The 17976-nt window shown below is 69.9% G+C and carries 15 protein-coding genes; 6 read left to right on the top strand and 9 right to left on the bottom strand.

The window, feature by feature from the left end; genetic code table 11:
- The first annotated feature begins 27 nt into the window (after positions 1-27).
- Positions 28-1452: a PPE domain-containing protein gene (locus tag ACTMO_RS0102780; RefSeq protein ID WP_019853133.1), complete on the top strand. Its 1425-nt coding sequence runs from the start codon at positions 28-30 to the stop codon at positions 1450-1452.
- Positions 1453-1515: 63 nt separating this feature from the next.
- A complete protein-coding gene (locus ACTMO_RS0102775) occupies positions 1516-2319 on the top strand; it encodes an ESX secretion-associated protein EspG (protein ID WP_019853132.1) in 804 nt (267 codons plus the stop codon).
- A gap of 68 nt (positions 2320-2387) precedes the next feature.
- On the opposite strand, the gene phoH2 is transcribed toward ACTMO_RS0102775, so the two are convergent.
- Entirely contained in the window at positions 2388-3779 is a 1392-nt protein-coding gene (phoH2, locus tag ACTMO_RS0102770) for an RNA 5'-3' helicase PhoH2 (RefSeq protein ID WP_019853131.1), read from the bottom strand.
- 330 nt (positions 3780-4109) lie between these two features.
- Positions 4110-5327 (bottom strand): DUF2268 domain-containing putative Zn-dependent protease, encoded by a 1218-nt coding sequence (locus ACTMO_RS20125; RefSeq protein WP_019853130.1) that lies wholly within the window; start codon positions 5325-5327, stop codon positions 4110-4112.
- A 276-nt stretch (positions 5328-5603) separates the two neighbouring features.
- On the opposite strand from ACTMO_RS20125, the gene ACTMO_RS0102760 reads away from it, so the two are divergent.
- Together ACTMO_RS0102760 and ACTMO_RS0102755 are read left to right on the top strand one after the other, a co-directional pair.
- Entirely contained in the window at positions 5604-5852 is a 249-nt protein-coding gene (locus tag ACTMO_RS0102760) for a hypothetical protein (protein WP_026448803.1), read from the top strand.
- Positions 5853-6089: 237 nt separating this feature from the next.
- Positions 6090-6338, top strand: coding sequence for a hypothetical protein (locus ACTMO_RS0102755; protein WP_019853128.1), 249 nt, complete (start codon positions 6090-6092; stop codon positions 6336-6338).
- Between the two features lie 142 nt (positions 6339-6480).
- Here the strand turns inward: ACTMO_RS0102755 and ACTMO_RS0102750 are convergent, their stop codons facing one another.
- Positions 6481-7257 carry an isoprenyl transferase gene (locus tag ACTMO_RS0102750; RefSeq protein WP_019853127.1) on the bottom strand — a complete coding sequence of 259 codons (777 nt, stop codon included), beginning with the start codon at positions 7255-7257 and terminating at the stop codon, positions 6481-6483.
- Between the two features lie 158 nt (positions 7258-7415).
- Here ACTMO_RS0102750 and trhA point away from each other — a divergent pair, with 158 nt between their 5' ends.
- Positions 7416-8093 (top strand): PAQR family membrane homeostasis protein TrhA, encoded by a 678-nt coding sequence (gene trhA, locus ACTMO_RS0102745; protein ID WP_026448802.1) that lies wholly within the window; start codon positions 7416-7418, stop codon positions 8091-8093.
- A gap of 63 nt (positions 8094-8156) precedes the next feature.
- On the opposite strand, the gene ACTMO_RS0102740 is transcribed toward trhA, so the two are convergent.
- The 6 genes from ACTMO_RS0102740 to ACTMO_RS0102715 form a co-directional block, all read right to left on the bottom strand.
- Complete coding sequence (locus ACTMO_RS0102740; RefSeq protein ID WP_019853125.1) at positions 8157-10202, bottom strand: thioredoxin domain-containing protein; 2046 nt, start codon at positions 10200-10202, stop codon at positions 8157-8159.
- Between the two features lie 191 nt (positions 10203-10393).
- Positions 10394-11464 (bottom strand): endonuclease/exonuclease/phosphatase family protein, encoded by a 1071-nt coding sequence (locus ACTMO_RS0102735; protein ID WP_157062774.1) that lies wholly within the window; start codon positions 11462-11464, stop codon positions 10394-10396.
- Positions 11465-11573: 109 nt separating this feature from the next.
- Entirely contained in the window at positions 11574-12194 is a 621-nt protein-coding gene (locus ACTMO_RS0102730) for a pyridoxamine 5'-phosphate oxidase family protein (protein ID WP_019853123.1), read from the bottom strand.
- 48 nt (positions 12195-12242) lie between these two features.
- Positions 12243-12671, bottom strand: coding sequence for a carboxymuconolactone decarboxylase family protein (locus tag ACTMO_RS0102725; protein WP_019853122.1), 429 nt, complete (start codon positions 12669-12671; stop codon positions 12243-12245).
- Positions 12672-12690: 19 nt separating this feature from the next.
- On the bottom strand, positions 12691-14643 hold the full coding sequence (locus tag ACTMO_RS20120; RefSeq protein ID WP_019853121.1) for an FAD/NAD(P)-binding protein: 1953 nt from the start codon (positions 14641-14643) through the stop codon (positions 12691-12693).
- Between the two features lie 131 nt (positions 14644-14774).
- Positions 14775-16004: a YbfB/YjiJ family MFS transporter gene (locus ACTMO_RS0102715; RefSeq protein WP_245556008.1), complete on the bottom strand. Its 1230-nt coding sequence runs from the start codon at positions 16002-16004 to the stop codon at positions 14775-14777.
- Between the two features lie 650 nt (positions 16005-16654).
- Between ACTMO_RS0102715 and ACTMO_RS0102710 the strand changes: the two genes are divergently transcribed.
- Complete coding sequence (locus ACTMO_RS0102710) at positions 16655-17950, top strand: AAA family ATPase (RefSeq protein WP_019853119.1); 1296 nt, start codon at positions 16655-16657, stop codon at positions 17948-17950.
- Positions 17951-17976: the final 26 nt, after the last annotated feature.

Raw genomic sequence — 17976 nt, 5'->3', positions numbered from 1 at the left:
GGCCACAGCAGCGGAGAGGGAGCGACCGTGGGCTGGAACCCGATCAGTCAGATACAACACGTCACTGAAGAAGTCGCCCGCGCCGGATACGACATCTACCAGGGGATGACCGGCGACGACACGCTGGCCGAACGAAGCGCCGAACATCAGGCGGCCCAGGCCCAGGCGGAAGCACAACGCGAACGGGCCCAACTCGCCTCCCAACAACGCTCCCTGAACGTCACCGAGTACGACAGCCCCTCGATCGAGGGTCACGACAACTGGGACACCTGGTCCCACGAACGGCTTCACTCCTTCCGGGACACCCTCAACACCGAGGAGATGTCCGAGAAGGGGCGGGCGGTGGAGTCCCTCGGCCAGGAGATCTCCGAACTCTTCGGAGACCTGGAGTCCCGCTGCCGGGCTGCCGTCGGGGAGGGTTGGCAGGGCACCAGTGCCGAGGCAGCCGTGGCCGCCGCGCGGCCGGTGCGGGAGTGGGGCGAGAGCTTCGGTGAGGCCATGCGGATGACCGGGTTGAAGATCCAGGAACTCGGCAGCACCGCCGAACAGACCAAGGCCTCGATCCCTCCACCCCCAGAAGCGAGCACCACACGGAAAGTCCTCGGTGGCACGGCCACGATACTCAGCAACGGCCTCTACGACGACGCACAGCAACGTGAACAGGAACGCCGGGAGGCGGCCCGCCAGGCACGTGCGGTGGTCAAGAACATCTACACCCCCGGCTACGACGAGGTGGACAACAGCGTTCCGGCACTGCCGCCTCCCCGGGATCCGCTGAATCCGAGTTCGTCCGGCGCAGACCCGGGTAGTTCCTCGCCCGCCACGTTCGGGTCGAGCGCGGGCACCGTCGGGGTCGGCGGCGGAATCTCCGGCTCGGTGGGCTCCGGCGGCTTCGGCGGGCAGCCCTCGGCGGGACACGGCGGAGGGAACGCCCCTGCCGGAACCGCGGGTGGCGGTGTCACCGGAGGCAACGACGCCGGAACCTCCCCGCACGTCCCCAACTCCCCGGCGGACAGTGTCTCCGCTTGGAACACGCCCCCCGCGACGGGCTCCGGAACATCCACGACACCGCCGGGTGCGGGCAAACCGGGCATCGGCGGATACGGCGCGGTGAGTGGACCGGCCCCCACACCGGGGGTGCTGGTCGGAGGTGGGGCCTCCGGTTCCGCTCTCCCCCCGGGCGGTGGCGCTCGTCCCGGACCGCTCCCCGGTCAGGGGCTGCGAGCCGGTGTGGGTGGCCCGAACCCGGCGGCACCCTCGCCCCCGCCGAACGCGGCCGGTGGACAGAGCCCCACGCGTGGCGTCCGGACGCCCCTGGCGGGAGCCGGGGCATCCGGACGTGGTCAGGACAGCGAGGACGAGGAGCACGAGCGTCCGAGCTGGCTGGTCGAGAACGAGGACGTGTGGCTCAACGACATGCCCCGGACCGCGCCGCCGGTCATCGGAGGATGAGCCCGCAGGTCAGTGACCGTGGCCCCGTCACTTCTCGACGGAGGAAACCTTCGGGGGGAAATCATGGCCGAACGGTGGGTGCTGCCACCGTGGTGGCTCGATCTGTGTTGGGACGTCGCCGGGCTCGACGAGCATCCGAAAGCGCTCGCACTCGGTTCCTGCGGGGAGACCCTCGAAGAACGAGCCGTGCTGCACCGGCGCGCCCGGGCGCAGTTGAGTGAGGCCGGACTGCTGCACGACGGGCACCTGGTTCCCGCCCTGTCCCGCGCGCTGGGTGCCCTGGCCGGACCGGGACTGTGGATCGAGGGGATATGGACACCGGACGACAGCTCCGCCGGGGTGGTGCGTCTGATGTGCGTGGCCACGCGGGACGGAGCGGTGCTGGCCGTGCAGGAAGCCGGTGACTCCGAGGAGCAGGGCGGCGATGTGGACATCTCGCTACACCGGGACTCCCTCACCGCGGCCACCCTGTTCGGTATGCCGCCCGCTCCTCCCGGGAACCGTCCCCGGGTGGTGGTACCCGCACGGCTCCTCCGGACCGAGGCGAACTCGGGGTCGCACGTGCTGGAGCAGGTCAGTGGCGACGCCGCCGGGCGGGGGCAGGCCGTGCGCGCGTTCCGCGACCTCGTCGAGGCACCGCACTTCCGGGACGGCCAGTTCACCGTCAACCTCCGGGACTCACTCGGAAACAGACATCGCTGCCGACCACTCGGCTGGTTCGACGCCCCGCCACCCGACGGGCGTTACACGGTGCGTCGCCAACAGCGCGGTTCGGAACCCGAACTCGTGCTCGCCCCGCTCGGGGCGGCCGACCTCAGAACCACACTCGACCGGCAGGTGACCGAACTCCGGACACGCGCACGCTGACGAGGACAGTGCCCACCCCGTGGTGGCCCAATTTTAGGCAAAATCGGGCCACCACGGCGGATACGGCGTCAGGACACGAACTCGCCCTCCAGCATCTCCGTGACCAGGGCGGCCACCGGGGAACGCTCGGAACGGGTCAGCGTGACGTGGGCGAACAGCGGATGCCCCTTGAGCTTCTCGATCACGGCGGCCACACCGTCGTGTCGGCCCACCCGCAGGTTGTCCCGCTGGGCGACGTCGTGGGTGAGCACCACCCGCGAGTTGGAGCCCAACCGGGACAGCACGGTCAGCAGCACGTTGCGTTCCAAGGACTGGGCCTCGTCCACGATGACGAAGGAGTCGTGCAGCGAACGCCCCCTGATGTGGGTCAACGGCAGCACTTCGAGCATGTCACGGTCCATGACCTCGTCGATCACGTCCTGGCCCGCCAACGCGCCGAGCGTGTCGTAGACCGCCTGGCCCCAGGGCTGCATCTTGTCGCCCTCACTGCCCGGCAGATAGCCGAGCTGCTGGCCGCCCACCGCGTACAGCGGGCGGAACACCATCACCTTGCGGTGCCGCCGCTGCTCCATGACCGCGTCCAGCCCGGCGCACAGCGCCAGCGCCGACTTGCCGGTTCCGGCTCGCCCGCCGAGCGAGACGATACCGACCTCGGGATCCAGCAGGATGTCCAGCGCGACCCGCTGCTCGGCCGAACGGCCGTGCAGCCCGAAGGCCTCGCGTTCCCCGCGCACCAGACGCACCGTCTTGTCCTCGGTGACCCGTCCCAGCGCGTTCTTCGTTCCCGCCAGCAGCCGGAGTCCGGTGTTGGCCGGCATCTCCCCGGCCTCGGCCACCTCGACGGAGCCCTCCTTGAACAACGCGTCCACCGTGCCCGGAGACACGTCCAGGTCGGCCATTCCGGACCAGCCCGTGGAGACCACGTCCTGGGCCCGGTACTCGTCCGCGTCCAACGCCACCGAGGCCGCCTTGACCCGCAACGGCATGTCCTTGCTGATCAGGGTCACCGGATTCCCCTCAGCGGCGAGGTTGAGCGCGCAGGCGAGGATCCGGGCGTCGTTGGAGTCGGTGCGAAAGCCCGGCGGCAACACCTCCGGGTCCGAGTGGTTCAGCTCCACGTGCAGGTGACCACCCGAGTCCCCCACCGGGACCGGCTCGTCCAACCGGCCGTACCGCACGCGCAGGTCGTCGAGCCCCCGCAGTGCCTCCCGCGCGAACCATCCGAGTTCGGGGTGGTACCGCTTGCCCTCCAGCTCGCTGATCACCACCAGCGGGAGGACGACGTTGTGCTCGGCGAACTTGGTGATCGCCCACGGGTCCGACAACAGTACCGAGGTGTCCAGCACGTAGCTGCGCACCTCCACCCCCTCGGACACACCCGGGGTGGACCGGTTCGGCGAGGGGGACTGCGCGGATCCGGAGTCGGGCAGGGACTCCGCTTGCTGGGAACGTCGTGTCATCACGGCTACTCCCTAACGGGTGCGGTCTTCGCACACCCGTTCGTCGGCGGGCCGGGCCGCCCTGCACCGAAGCAGTGGCCCGGGCACCAACCGGGTGGAGCCCGCTGGCGGCCTGCGCCACGGTGGAGGGCCTCCCCGGACGGACCGCACTGACACGGCCCGTCACAGCGGACGCTACCCCGGCTGGACGGGGGTTGGCAGGCAGCCACACAGGTGATTCAACGGATCGTCACCCGAAAGCCAGAATCCACACACCCGGGCGGCGCAACGCCGAAGGCGGTGCGCAGCGACGCGGCCGGTTCCGCCGTGCCCGCCGAAACCCGCACGATTTCACTCGACAGTGTGATCCCCGGCGGTGGCCGCGTGAGTGGCACGCACCGTACGCGGGACGTGCGGTTCCTCCAGCAACCGCAGGTAGTCACGCGCGGTCTCGACCACGTCGTCCCCGGTGATCCGGGAGGCGACCAGCCTCTCTCCTTCCGAACACACCACCGCGTGCGCTCCCGCGGTGGGATCCGACAACAGCTCCACCAACGCCGTGGCCCTGGTCTCGTCCAACAGCAGCCAGTGTCGTAGATAGGCGCACACCCGTTCACGGGAACGTCCGTGCTCGTGCAGCATGACGGCCGCGTCCCCACGCGCCCGCGAGAGCTTCCGCAACGCCCGGTCCACCCGCTCGGCCAGCTCGGCGTGCGGGAACCGCAGGGTCCCGCTCAACACCCGTCGAGCCCACCCGCCCCAGCCGGAACCGACCACCGCGTCCAACCCCTGTTCGGCCAGTCCTTCCGCCACGACGCACTCGGGGGTCTGTGCCAGGACGACGGCCCGTTCCGGTGCGCGCTGCGGGAAACGCTGTCGACAGTGCTGGACGTGGTGACCGGGATAGCTCTCGTGCGCGACCAGCCGGGGCAGGTTTCCCGCCCGGTGTGGGGCGGTGAGCCCGACCGACACCCGCGACCTCCCGTCTCCGAGGTAACGGTGCAGTCCACCGACCCGTGGGTCCGGGACGAAGCGGTAGTCCACCGACTCGCCTCCGGGCAGCCCCAGCACTTCGCGGCTGCGTTCCCGCAGGGCGGCTGACAGGGCCCGCACGCACGCCGGAAGCACCCGCCGGGGAACACGGTCGCGTTCCCGGAAGGCGGCCATGCGTCGGGACAGCGAGCCCGTTCCGGGAAGGATCGCGTCCAGTTCGGCGTGTGCCCGCTCGTACGGTTCCGGATCTCCCACGGCCGCGTCGAGCTGGAAGCACGCTCGCAGTCGAGCGCCGAAGGACGGTCGTGCTCCGGCCATCATCCGGCCCAGGCAGTCCAGGGCCGTGAGCTGGCCGAGCAGGAACTCCCCGCGCCGGGTGGGCAGGTCTCCGGAACGCACCAGACCGCGCAGCCGCCGCGCCTGGGCGGCCAGTTCGCGCGCGACGGGCGGTGGTTCGGAGTACACCTCGGACAGCAACCGTCCGTCCCCGGTGTAGCCGTGCAGGATCCGGGGGTCCAGCCTGCCGAAACGCGCTCCGAGCCTGAGGTACTCGGTCACCGTGGTCCGCTCGTCCACATCGGAAGGGTAGGCGAGCCGGCGGACTCCGCGCGACGGAACCTCGCCCCGCAGAAAACCAACCCGCTTTATACGAAATCTCCTCGTAAATGGATCAACCAGATCCTGGAGAACTTTAGGGAAGAAAGATCAGTTATACACAATAGTGTTACGCAGCTTTCCTCGTGATCGAACACTCGATAGCTTTTCTGCGTGTGCACGGCCACTGGGGAATTGCTGGGGTTCCACCGTGGTGGTCGTGTTCGGATCATCCGTGTACCGACAAGGAGCGAACAAGTGCTGAAGAAGGCAACTGCCGCCGTGGGCATCACCGCAGCCGGAATGCTCGCGATGGCTCCCATCGCCAGCGCCGACTCCAAGGACAACGACGGCATCAACCTCCTCAACGACAACAACATCAGCGCGGTGCCGATCCAGCTGTGCAACAACGACATCGCCGTGCTCGGTGCGGTTGTGCCGATCCTCTCCCCGAGCGGAGCCGAGTGCGTCAACGCCCCGATCGTTGACCACCCCAAGGCCTACTGAGTCCGAGCCGTCCCACGGCCAGAGCAGTCGGAGCCGGCCCCCGGAGAACGGGGAGGTCCGGCTCCGAGTTCCCCGAACCGTTGAGCGAGAACATCACGCAACGTTGTGCCCCACAGGCGAGCGACGGTAAGGCCAACGGTTTCGGAAACCAGTACTTTCACCGCTCCGAGTGATCCATCCGGCATGCGGTGATTCGTGAAAACCGACTTGTTCGACGTAGAAGGAGAGTGACCTCAAGTGCTGAAGAAGGCAACCGCCACCGTTGGTGTCGCCGCGGCCGGAATGCTCGCGATGGCCCCCATGGCCAGCGCCGACTCCAAGGACAACGACGGCATCAACATCCTCAACGACAACAACCTGAGCGTGTTGCCGGTCCAGCTGTGCAACAACGACGTCGCCGTGCTCGGTGCGGTCGTCGAGCTGCTCTCCCCGGAGAAGGCCAAGTGCGTCAACGCCCCGATCGTCGACCACGCCAAGGCCCACTGAGCACCGGAAACCACCCTTCGGTCGCGCCGAAGTACCGGTGACTCCGGACCAGGGGCGGGGTCGGACACAGTGTTCCGCCCCGCCCTTCGTCGTGTTCGGAGCCGGAAACCCCGACGGGAAACGGCTCCCCGGAAGGCGAGGATCAGCCGCCGAAGCGGCGTTGTCGGGCCGAGAAGTTGCGCAGCGCCCGCAGGAAGTCCACCCGGCGGAAGGCCGGCCAGTAGGTTTCGCAGAACCAGAACTCCGAGTGCGCCGACTGCCACAGCATGAACCCGGAGAGCCGTTGCTCCCCGGAGGTCCTGATCAGCAGCTCGGGATCGGGCTGCCCCGAGGTGTAGAGGTGCTCGGCGATGTGGTCCACGTCGAGGACCTCGGCGAGTTCCTCGATGGTGGTCCCGGCCTCGGCGTGCTGCTGTAACAACTTGCGCACGGCGTCGGCGATCTCCTGCCGGCCGCCGTAGCCCACGGCCACGTTGACCTGCATCCCGGCGCGGTCCTCGGTACGGCGGGCCGCCGCCGAGACACGCTCGGCGACCTCGGTGGGAAGCAGGTCCATCGCTCCCACGATGCGCACCCGCCACGGTGTTCCCGGCTGGGTGATCTCCTCGACGACCCCGGCTATGATCTCCAGCAGCGAGTCGACCTCCCTGCTGGAGCGTCTGAGGTTGTCGGTGGACAACAACCACAGCGTGACGACCTCCACCCCGCTCTCCCGGCACCAGCCGAGGAAGTCCGAGATCTTACGGGCCCCGGCCCGGTGGCCGTAGTCCGCGTCGAAACCGGCTTCTCTGGCCCAACGGCGGTTGCCGTCCAGGATCACGCCGACGTGCCTGGGACGCTGGGCTCCCTCCAGCTGACGCCGCAACCGCCACTCGTAGAGGTCGTAGATGAGTTCCCGTAGCCGAACCTTGAGCGCCACGTCCCCAAAGCCTACGCGGACAACGGACCGCCTCGTCAGGTGACCACGCGGGCACCGCGCCGAGGGCGCGCACCGTGACCGGACGGGGCGCCCTCCTCCCCGTGAGCACGCCCACCTACTCCCCCGTACCCGGGGTCTCCGTGTCGTAGGCTCGAACCGTGACTACCGCGAGTTCCTCCGGACACCCCACTCCGCCCGTGAAACCACGGCTGCGCGGGTGGATCCATCTCTGGTCCACGATGGTCGCGCTGGCCTCCGGGGCCGTACTCGTCGTCCTGGCCTCCGTGACGGTCTCCGCCCGGGCCGCGCTGGGAACCACGGTCTACGTGGTGACGGTACTGGGTCTGTTCGGGGTCAGCGCCCTCTACCACCGCCGAACCTGGCGCACGCTGGGCGCCAGAACCTGGATGCGGCGCCTGGACCACTCCATGATCTTCCTGTTCATCGCGGGCACCTACACCCCGCTGGCGATGCTCGCGCTGCGCCCCACCGTCGGAACCGTGGTGCTCGCCGTGGTCTGGGGTGGGGCTCTCGGCGGAGTGGTGCTGAAACTCGCGTGGCCCCACGCGCCCCGCTGGGTGGGGGTGCCGGTCTACGTGGCTCTCGGCTGGGTCGCGCTGTTCGTGCTGCCCGAGCTGCTCAGCAACGCCGGACTCGCCGTGCTGGTGCTGCTCGTGGTCGGCGGAGTGCTCTACACCGGCGGGGCCGTCTGCTACGCCGTCCGTCGCCCCGACCCGTGGCCCGAGGTGTTCGGCTACCACGAGTTCTTCCACGCGGCGGTCTCGGCCGCGGCGCTCTGTCACCACGTGGCCATCTGGCTGGCCCTGTACTCCTGAACAACCTCTCCCCCGGTGGAGCGCCGGGGCCACCCGCCCTCGCGGGCGGCCCCGGCACGGCGGTCACCCCCGCAGCGCCGCACGGACCTCCTCGGAGGTACCCACCGGACGCTCACAGACGAAGCCCCGGCAGACGTACACCGCCGGAGAGCCCTCCAGGGTTCCCCGGTCCTCCAACAGCGGGTTTCCCGCGGCACCGGGCTCTCCCACCACGGTGACGGCTCCGCCGGGTGCGTTCCCCCGCGCGACCTCGGCCAGCTCCGCGCGCTGGGGACCTTCCGGTCCCACCACGGCCACCTGCAACGGCCCGTGACGCGTCGCCTCGGCCGCCGACAACCAGTGACCGGCGAACCTCGGCGCGCGCCGGGCGAGCAGCCCGGCCCGGTTCAGCGCCCGCTCGGCGGCCGCACGGTAGCGCTGTGACCGCTCCGGACCGGTGAGCGCGGAGGCCGTCACCAGCGCCGAGGTCACCGCGGCGGCCCCCGAGGGGCTGGCGTTGTCCGTGGGGTCGGCCGGACGGTTGACCAGCCTTTCGGCGTCGGAGGCCGTGTCGTGGAAGGCCCCGGGGTGCTGCTCGTCGGAGAACAGCTCCAGCGCCGTATCCAACAGGCCGCACGCCAGCTCCAGCCAGTGTGGCCGCGCCGTGGCCTGGTACACCGCGAGCAGTCCCTCCGCGAGGCAGCCGTAGTCCTCCAGCACCGCCTCGGCGGTGCCCGCCACCCCGGCCCGGGAGTTGCGCACCAGCCTGCCGCCGCGCAGGTGCTCCTCGGTCAGCAGCCGGGCGGCGCTCTCCGCCGCACGCAGCCACTCGGGACGGTCCAGCGCGGTGGCGGCCTCCACCAGGGCCGTGATCGCAAGCCCGTTCCAGGCGGTGACCACCTTGTCGTCGCGGGCCGGTTGTCGGCGCTGGCGACGTGCCGCGAACAGTGCCGCCCGCACCCGGTTCCACCGGGAGGTGTCCTCGGGATCATGGGGCAAGCGGAGGGTGGAGGTCCCGCGTTCGAAGGTCCCCTGCTCGGTGACCCCGAAGACCTCGGCTGCCCAGGCGCCGTCCTCCTCCCCGAGCACCTCGCGCAGCTGCTCCGGGGTCCACACGTAGGTGGCCCCTTCCTCCCCGTCGGTGTCGGCGTCCAGCGAGGCGGCGAACCCTCCCTGCTCGGTGCCGAGGTCACGCAGCAGGAACTCGGCGGTCTCCACGGTCACGCGTTCGGCGAGCTCGGGTTCCCGCACCTCCGCCCCGGCGGCGGCGCGCCGGCTGAGGTGGGCGTAGACACGCAGCAACAGCGCGTTGTCGTAGAGCATCTTCTCGAAGTGTGGCACCGTCCAGTGGGCGTCCACGCTGTAGCGGGAGAACCCCCCGGCGAGCTGGTCGTGGATCCCGCCCCGGGCCATGGCCGAACAGACACTCTCGGCCATCTCCCCGGCGCGGTGCCCCGTGCCCTCGTCGCCGAGTCGTTCGTGGTGGCGCAGCAGGAACTCCAGCACCATGGACGGGGGGAACTTGGGGGCGTCGCCGAAACCGCCGTTGTCCGCGTCGAACTCCTCGGCCAGGCCGGTCATCGCCCCGGACAGCGCCTCGTCGTCCACGGGGGACTCGGGAAGCGCCGCACGCTGGCTCTCCAGGTGTTCCACCACCCGGCTCGCGCTCTGCCGGATCTCCTCGGTGCGCTCGTTCCAGGCGCTGGTCACCGCGTCGAGCAGCTGCCGGAACGACGGCATCCCCCGCATCGGGGACGCCGGGTAGTAGGTACCGCAGTGGAACGGCTCCCCCTCGGGGGTGAGAAAGCAGGTCATCGGCCAGCCGGCCTGGCCGGTCATCGCCTGGGTCGCCTGGATGTAGACCGCGTCGATGTCCGGGCGTTCCTCCCGGTCCACCTTGATGTTGACGAAGTGCTCGTTCATGACCGCGGCGGTGTCCGGGTCCTCGAACGACTCGTGCGCCATCACGTGACACCAGTGGCAGGCCGCGTAACCGACCGACAGCAGCACGGGCACGTCCCGCCGGCGGGCCTCCTCGAACGCCTCGGGACACCACGGCCACCAGTCGACCGGATTGTCGGCGTGCTGGAGCAGGTACGGACTGGTCGCTCGGGCTAGCCGCTGTGCCATACCCGCAGCCTCCCACGCCGAGGCTTCCGGCACCGAGAAGCCCCGCCGCGAGACGTCGTGCCGGAACTCGTGCGGGTGGCCGGTTCCCGTCAGCGCGGTCGGTGTTTCGCCGCATCGGGAACGACGCGCGAACCGCGACGGCGGCGGGCCGCTCCCACCTTTCCGGAGCGAGGGCCGTCACCGGAACCGGATCAGTTCAGTCGCGGCAGCTCCACCTCGGTGATCAGTCCCCTGTGGTCGGTGCCACTGATGTCGACCGTGCGGTAGTCGGCGGCACTGACCTCGCTGCCGCCGACGAGCACGTGGTCGATCGTGATCCCGAGGAACTCCGGCAGAAAGGACGGCCAGGTCGTGCTCAGTCCGGTACCGGCGGTGCGACCGACGTCCGTGCATCCGCCGGAGGTCAGTTGTCGTATCGGCCCCTGGTTCAGCGTGGAGTTGAAGTCCCCGGCGAGCACGAACGGCCGCTCGAAATCACAGTACTCCTTGAGCAGGCTGTGGCTGGCCCACCATCCCGAGGTCGCTCCCGGAAGCGGCGGTGGGGGGTGCACGGCGGCCACGTGCCAGGTCACCGCCGAGCCCGTGATCTTCGCATCGAGCGTGCCCAGCGATCCCGCGACTTTTTCGGTGTCGAACTCCGGCCGGAGTTCCTTTTTCACCAGCAGCGAGGTGGGGTACGGGCCGGTGCTCCTGCGGGTCGGGTGCTCGACGTCGCCGACCAGGGGGTTATCCGTCTCGGACACGTACTCGTTGCCGGTGCGGGCGAGCCTGTCGACCAGCTTTCCGGCATAGCCACTGGAGGCCTCGGGCAGCGAGACCACCTCCGGATCGGTGCTTCGGATCTGCCGGGCGATCTCGGCGAGATCGGCGCCGTCGGCGGAAACGTTGAACACCGCTATCCCGACCGAGCCGGAACCGGACGAGGCCGAACCGCTCGTCCCCCAGGTCGGAGGCAGCATCCCGGCCGTGGAAACCAGGGCGGTGACCAGTGTCAGTGCCGAGAGCACGAGGCGTCGCCGCCACAGCGGCACCACGGCGAGTAGGAGGACCAGCACGTTCAACTGGGGTCGCAACGCCGACAACTGTGCCCACGGGCTAAGCAGATCCATCCTGAGACTGCCCGCCCACAGCACCGAGGCCAGCCCGGCCAGCCCGCACAGGTAGAGCGCCGTTCGCAGTCTCCTCCCCCACGAGCGGCGGTTTTCTTCGGGGGCGGACTCTGCCCTCTCTTCCGTACTCGTTGAGGACGCTGTGACTCTCATGAAGTGAATTGTGTTTCACGACAGCCGGAACCACCCACGACGGTACGCACACCGAGACCGGGCTCGTCGGGAACGGGTGCGTACCGTCCCGCGGGGCGACCGGAGCCGCTCAGCTCCGGGGCTCGCCGAGCCGGGCGCGGAGTTCGGCGTTCTCGGCTTCGAGCCGCCGCAGCCGCTCGTGGAGCGGAGCCAGCTCCTCCTCGCCGTAGCGGCGCGGGATGTGCTTGGGGCAGTTCCAGTCGTAGCCCTCCACGCTGATGAGCACCGTCCGTTCGACCCGCCCGTCGGTGCGAGGGGCGGACAGCGTCTCGGCCAGCTCGGGATCCTCCTCCAGACCGCGCGTGGCGGCGTGCCCGAACAGCTTGAGCCGGGTACGACGGGGGTAGTCCATGAAGAACAGGGCCACCCGCCCGTCGGCCCGGAGGTTGCCGTTGGTGATGTACTCGCGGTTGCCGCGCACGTCGGCGTAGCCGAGAGTGTGCTCGTCGAGCACGTGCACGAAACCGGGCGGCCCGCCCCGGAACTGCACGTAGGGCCAGCCGGTCTCGCTGACGCTGGCGAGGTAGAAGCCGTCCCGGTTGGCGATGAACTCGGTCTCACGCTCACCGAGCGGATCGGGATGGCGCCCCACCGCCTCACCGAGGTCCCGGTACTGTCGCGGGCGCGTTCCCTCCTCCTGCTGGAGCAGTCGGACCGTCTCGGTGAACGCCAGACGTGCGAACCGACTCATCCGCCTTCCCTTCGGGGTCGATGCTCTCGTGCGGGCTCCACGGTGGGGTCAGGCCCCGTTCCCGTCCTCGGTGGTCTCCTCGGCCTCGACGGCGTCGGCGACCTCCTTGATCGTCTTCATGGTGTCGATCCCCACCGGCACGCCGGCGTAGACCGCGCTCTGCAGGGCGACCTCGGCCAGTTCCTCCACGGTGCACCCGTTGCGCAGTGCTCCGCCGACGTGCAGCCGCAGTTCGGCCGGACGGTTGAGCGCGGCGAGCATACCGACGTTGAGCAGGCTCCTGGTCCTCATGTCCAGCCCCTGGCGGGACCAGACGGTTCCCCAGGAGAACTCCGTGATCAGTTCGAGCAGGGGCTTGGCGGGCTCCCAACCGCGCAGCATCGTGTTCACGTACCGGTCACCGAGCACCTGCCTGCGGATCCGGTCCCCGGTGGCGTGGCGGTCCTGTCCGGTGTGCCCCTCGTCCGGTGCGGTCATCGCTGTTCCTCCCTCTCGGTCAGTCGGCGGCGAGCACCGGACGGGGTTGGTCGCCCGGTGCCCTGGTGTCGTGCTCGTCCGGGGACTCGTCGAGTCCGAGCACGGAACGGGCGATCGAGTCGGCGTCACCGAGGGTCACCGAGTCCAGGCCGGGGCGGACGCCCGCGGCGGTGGCCCAGTGCACCCCCTCGGTGGGAACGCCGAAGGCGTGTATCCCGGGATTGGCCCGCCCGGAGACGTCCACCAGCCGGTAGGGGCGGTCGGTGACCTCCAGAGCCCCCGTGACGTGCTCGGTCCCGCCCGTGCTCAACGTGTGCCTGCGGCCCGTTCCCGTGGCCAGCAGATGGCGCACGAGCAGGTCGTCGGAGCCCACCACACCCGGATCCGGAAGCCGGGCGTCGACGAGGACCTCGCCGGTGTACTCGGCTCCGGCCACCGACGGTGAGCCGCCGGTGAAGCAGCCGCGCGGGTCGCTCGTCGCCGTGAAACCGGGTCCGGCGATGGTCACCACGCCCGCCTCGATGAGCGCGATCAGTTCCGCGATCCGGCGTGGTGGCGGTCCGATGGAGACGAAAGCGTTGAGCGGGGTGTAGAACCGCGAGACGTGCTCGCGGTAGGAGGCCGCCGCCACCTGACCGTGGTCGACGACCTGGCGAACCTCGTTACGCAGGTCGCGCATGGCGTCCAGGGCGGCCTTGAGCGGATTGTCCACATTGCCGCCGTAGGCGTTGCGCAGGTCCTGGCGCAGGTAGTCCAGCAGCCAGTCGGTGAACTCGGCGGGCGAGGCGAACTCGCGGTCGCCGGTCGGCCGCGCGATACGGTTCCAGTCCCATTCCTCGTCGGCCTCGATTCCGTGCGCCCGTAACAGCGGGCGTAATCGGTCCGGGCGAGCCCGGAGGACGGTCTCCAGCTCGGCGACGAACGACTCGTGCTCGTTGCCGGAGACACGCTGCCGCGCCAGGGCTCCGTAGTAGACGTAGGCGACCTCGTTGGTGATCAGCGGCCAGACGTCCTCGTGGAAGTCGAGTCCGCCGCTTCGCCGCGCCCGCGTCCGCAGCCGTTCGATGGTGTCGGGATCGAGGAAGCGGGGTGTGTGCCGTCCGGTCACGCCCTTCTGGTTCGCCCCCCGGGCGTGGTACGGCACTCCGCGCCGGGAACCGGCGACGATCCTGGGCTCGGCCCCGGAGGGGTGGTACGTCAGCCCGCGCTCGGTCTCCACGAAACGTCCCCCGCGGGCGCTGGTCAGCAGGCACAGGTAGTCGAAGAAGTTCAGCCCGAGACCGTTCACCAGCACGGTGTGCTCACCGGTCACGTCGTCGAGGGACACGTCGGCCGGGTTGGCCGGGGGAAGGTAGTGCAGGCCGTGGGTGGTCGCGAACGCCCGCAGCCGTCGTTCCCGCTCCCCCAGACCGGCGGGCAGGTGTCCGAGGGCGAGCACGACCCTGTCCACGTTGATCGCCCTGTGGTGGTGGGACAGCACCACCGCATAGCGTCCGGACTCCACGACGGTGACGGCCTGGACCCGGTCGGTGTGGACGTGCAGCTCGACGTGCTCCGGCAGGTGGGACCGGATGTGGTCCAACACCCAGTGCAGATACCTGCCGTACAGCGCGCGGCTGGGGTACTCGTCGGCGGCGAGCGAGCGGGCCTCCGAGCGGAGTTCGGTGTCGTCGATCTCCTCGGCTCCGCCCTGTCGGATCCACTCGTACAGGCTCGGCCCGTCGACGATGGGACCGGCGCACCGCACGCTGGGGTCGGTGAACAGGGTGACCTGGGAGGCGACGGTGTTCATCAGCAGGTGGCGGGACTGGCTCGGACGCCAGACCGCGCCCGCTCCGGGGGAGGCGGAGTCGATCGCGTGCACCGCGACCCGCCGGTTCGGCCGGAGGCGGGAGTTCTCGACGATTCTCTCCAACACGGACAGTCCTCGGGGTCCGAGGCCGACGATGGCGATGTCGATGTCCTTGACCACGCTTGTCTCCCTCGCAGGGTGGGCAGTGCGATCGGTCGTGTGAACGGGTTCTTCTCGGGCACGACACGTTCGACACGCGTCGTTGGTTCGTCGACGTGTGGTGTGGGTTCGGGGGTTGGTGGTCTTCGGGGTCAGGAGGTGTTGTTCCGGGACTCTCCGTCGGCGGTCCGCGCGGTGTGTGAGGAGGTCGGCTCGGGCCACGCCGTCAGACGCAGCAGCAGCATCGTCACCGCACCGACCAGCAGCACGGCCCCGCCGACGAGCAGTGCGGGCTGGTATCCCGCCCCGAGGGTCGGCTGCACCACCAGCGGCCCCACGATCTGGCCGAGGCCGTAGGCCGCGGTCAGTGCCGCGGCGGATCCGGGGACGCCGAGTTGCGCTCCGCTGGCCAGTGCCAGCGTCGTGATCCCCATGAAGGTGCCCCCGAAGGCCACGGCCGAGACGGCCACCAACGTCGGTGCGCTCGTCAGTCCCGGCAGGGCCACGGCGACGGCCTGCAGCAGCAGCGCCGCCACCAGCAGGCTCGGCGCGGCGGTTCCCCGCGAGAAACGCGCCCACAGCACGCAGGAGGGCACGGCGGCCAGACCGACCAGTACCCAGGCCCCGTTCCCCAACCAGGCCAGCTCGGCACCGCTGAGGGCCGCCACCAGGAACGTCGCCGCGATGATGTAGCCGACGCCCTCCAGGAAGTAGCCGACCAGCAGCAGCCCGAACGCCCTTCCACGGCCCTCACCGCCGGTTCCCTCCCGGCCGGTCCGCTCCCGCGGCGACGCCGCGCGGTCCAGCAACGTCCACACGGGAAAACCGAGCAGCAGGGCCAGGGCGGCGCACAGCCACCAGGAGATCGACCAGGAGGCGGTCGTGCCCAGCAGCAGCACCGTGGCTCCGGAAACGGCGATCCCCAGCCCGACGCCACCGTAGGCCCAACCGGACAGATGCGGGTTACTCCGCAGGGTCCGCAGCACCGCCTGCGCCGACACGATGAAGATCACCGCGCTGGCCACCCCGGTCAGCAGCCGCAGAAGCATCCACACCGGCGGGCTGGTGGTCAGGGGCATCAGGGCGGTCGTGCCGACCAGCACGACGAACCAACCCCGGGTGAACGCGCGGGACACGGTCAGGGAGGAACGGAAGCTGAGCAGCAGCGCTCCCACGAGGTAGCCCACATAGTTGGCGGTGGCGATCTGCGCGCCGGTGTCGGCACCCAGCCCTGCCTGTCGCTCCATCAGCGGCAGGATCGGTGTGTAGGCGAAACGTCCGACCCCCATCGCCGCGGCCAGGGCCAACGCGCCACGCCACAACACCTGCCGTTCCTCGGAGGTGACCGGCGGCTCGGCCGTGCTCGTGGCGGTGTTCGGCAACAGTTCCTCCGATTCCGAAACGGATGTTCGACGACCGGAGGAGGACGTGCGGATCCACGTCATCCGACTTCGTGACCGGCCTGTCCATCCCCAGGACCTCGACGGAAAGCACTCTCGCAAATCCGGACGGTTCACACAACAATTCCAAAAATGACGTAAAACACAACGAGCGCGCTCGGACACGGAAAGTGAACACCCCAGGAGCATCGCCTTTCCGGCCACTGTCCCCGCTTCGAACAGGAAAAACATCCCCGTTTCGGACACCCCGAGACGGGCGCTGCCGAATCCCGACCCGTCGTCAACCCGATTTTCCCCGACGTACGAGAAAAATTATCCCCCGCGCAACACTCTGATTTCTTCCGTTTCCCATCCTCGGAAAGGAGACATCCGAGACACAGTCGGACCAACACGAAAAATCGGATTCACGACTTTTGTCGGGAATCGTGTCATCCCGGTGGCGGGCGTTCCACGGGGGTGTCCCGGGTGTGTCCGTGACCGGGCGGCTTCGGGATCCGCGCGGAGCCCGCGTGCGTGGCGGCCCCGTGGGCGGGCATCCTGGTGACCATGAACCCGAGTGTGTCCCGGAAGTACGGCCCTCGCGGATGCCGTCCCGGTCGGGCGCGTTCCCTCGCCGCGGAGCGGAAGCCGCGATGAACGACCGGCCCCTCGACCTGCCCTCCCCCGGCCTGGTGATGCTCATCGGCCCCTCCGGGGCGGGCAAGTCCACCCTCGCCGCCCGGAACTTCGCCCCCACCCAGGTGGTCTCCAGCGACCACTGCCGCGCGCTGGTCTCCGACGACCCGGCGGACCAGCGGGCCACCGGTGACGCGTTCGCGGTACTGCACCACCTCGTCGACGTCCGGCTGAGGAACAAACGGCTCACCGTGGTCGACGCCACCAACGTGCGGGAGCACGACAGACAGGGCCTGTTGCGGCTGGCCAAACAGCACGACCTGCCCGCCACGGCCGTGGTTCTCGACGTCCCCGCCGAGGAGTGCGTGGCCCGCAACGCGGGCAGGCAGGACAAACCGGATCCGGCGGTGACACGCCAGCAGCACGCGGAACTGCACAGGGCACTGGGGAAAGTGGAGAACGAACGGTTCCGCCGGGTCCACGTGCTGCGCGGCGCCGGGGAGGTGGACTCCGCGACGGTCCGGCCACACGGGCTACCCGTGGACCGGGCGCACGACCACGGCCCCTTCGACGTGATCGGGGACGTGCACGGCTGCCGTCGGGAGTGGGAGGAACTGCTGCGGCGGCTGGGCTACCGACTCCACCACGACGGGTCCGGACGAGCCGTCGACGCCGACCACCCCGAGGGGCGGCGGGCCGTGCTGCTCGGGGACCTGGTGGACCGGGGGCCGGACAGCGCGGGGTCACTCCGTCTGGCCATGGGGATGGTCGAGTCCGGGAACGCGCTGGCCGTCCCGGGAAACCACGAGCACAAACTGGTCAGGGCGCTGCGGGGACGCGGTCGTCCCTCGGGCGGGCTGGCCCGGACGCTGGAGGAGCTCTCCGCGTGGGGGGAGGAGTTCGAACACCGCGTGCTGGAGTTCTGCTCCGGTCTGCCCCATCACTACGTGCTGGCCGGGGGTGACCTGGTCGTGGCCCACGCGGGTCTTCCGCGGCACTACCACGGCAGGGACTCCGGGCGGGTGCGTTCCTTCGCGCTGTACGGAGCCCCCACCGGGGAGAGGGACGAGGCCGGGCTGCCGGTGCGCCACCCGTGGGCACGGGACTATCGGGGGCGGGCCGTCGTGCTGTACGGACACACTCCCGTGTCCTCGCTCGAATGGGTGAACCGAACCCTGTGCCTGGACACGGGATGCGTCTTCGGGGGCTGGTTGAGCGCGGTGCGCTACCCGGAGTGCACCACGGAGTCGGTGGCGGCGTGGCAGCGTTACCAGAGGCACCCCCACTCGGAGGAACTCGCCCCTGCCGAGTGACGAAACGACGTACCGCGCACGCCCGC

It is taken from the genome of Actinopolyspora mortivallis DSM 44261 (assembly GCF_000384035.1).
GTDB classification, from domain to species: domain Bacteria; phylum Actinomycetota; class Actinomycetes; order Mycobacteriales; family Pseudonocardiaceae; genus Actinopolyspora; species Actinopolyspora mortivallis.
This window is presented reverse-complemented; position numbering and strand designations above follow the sequence as displayed.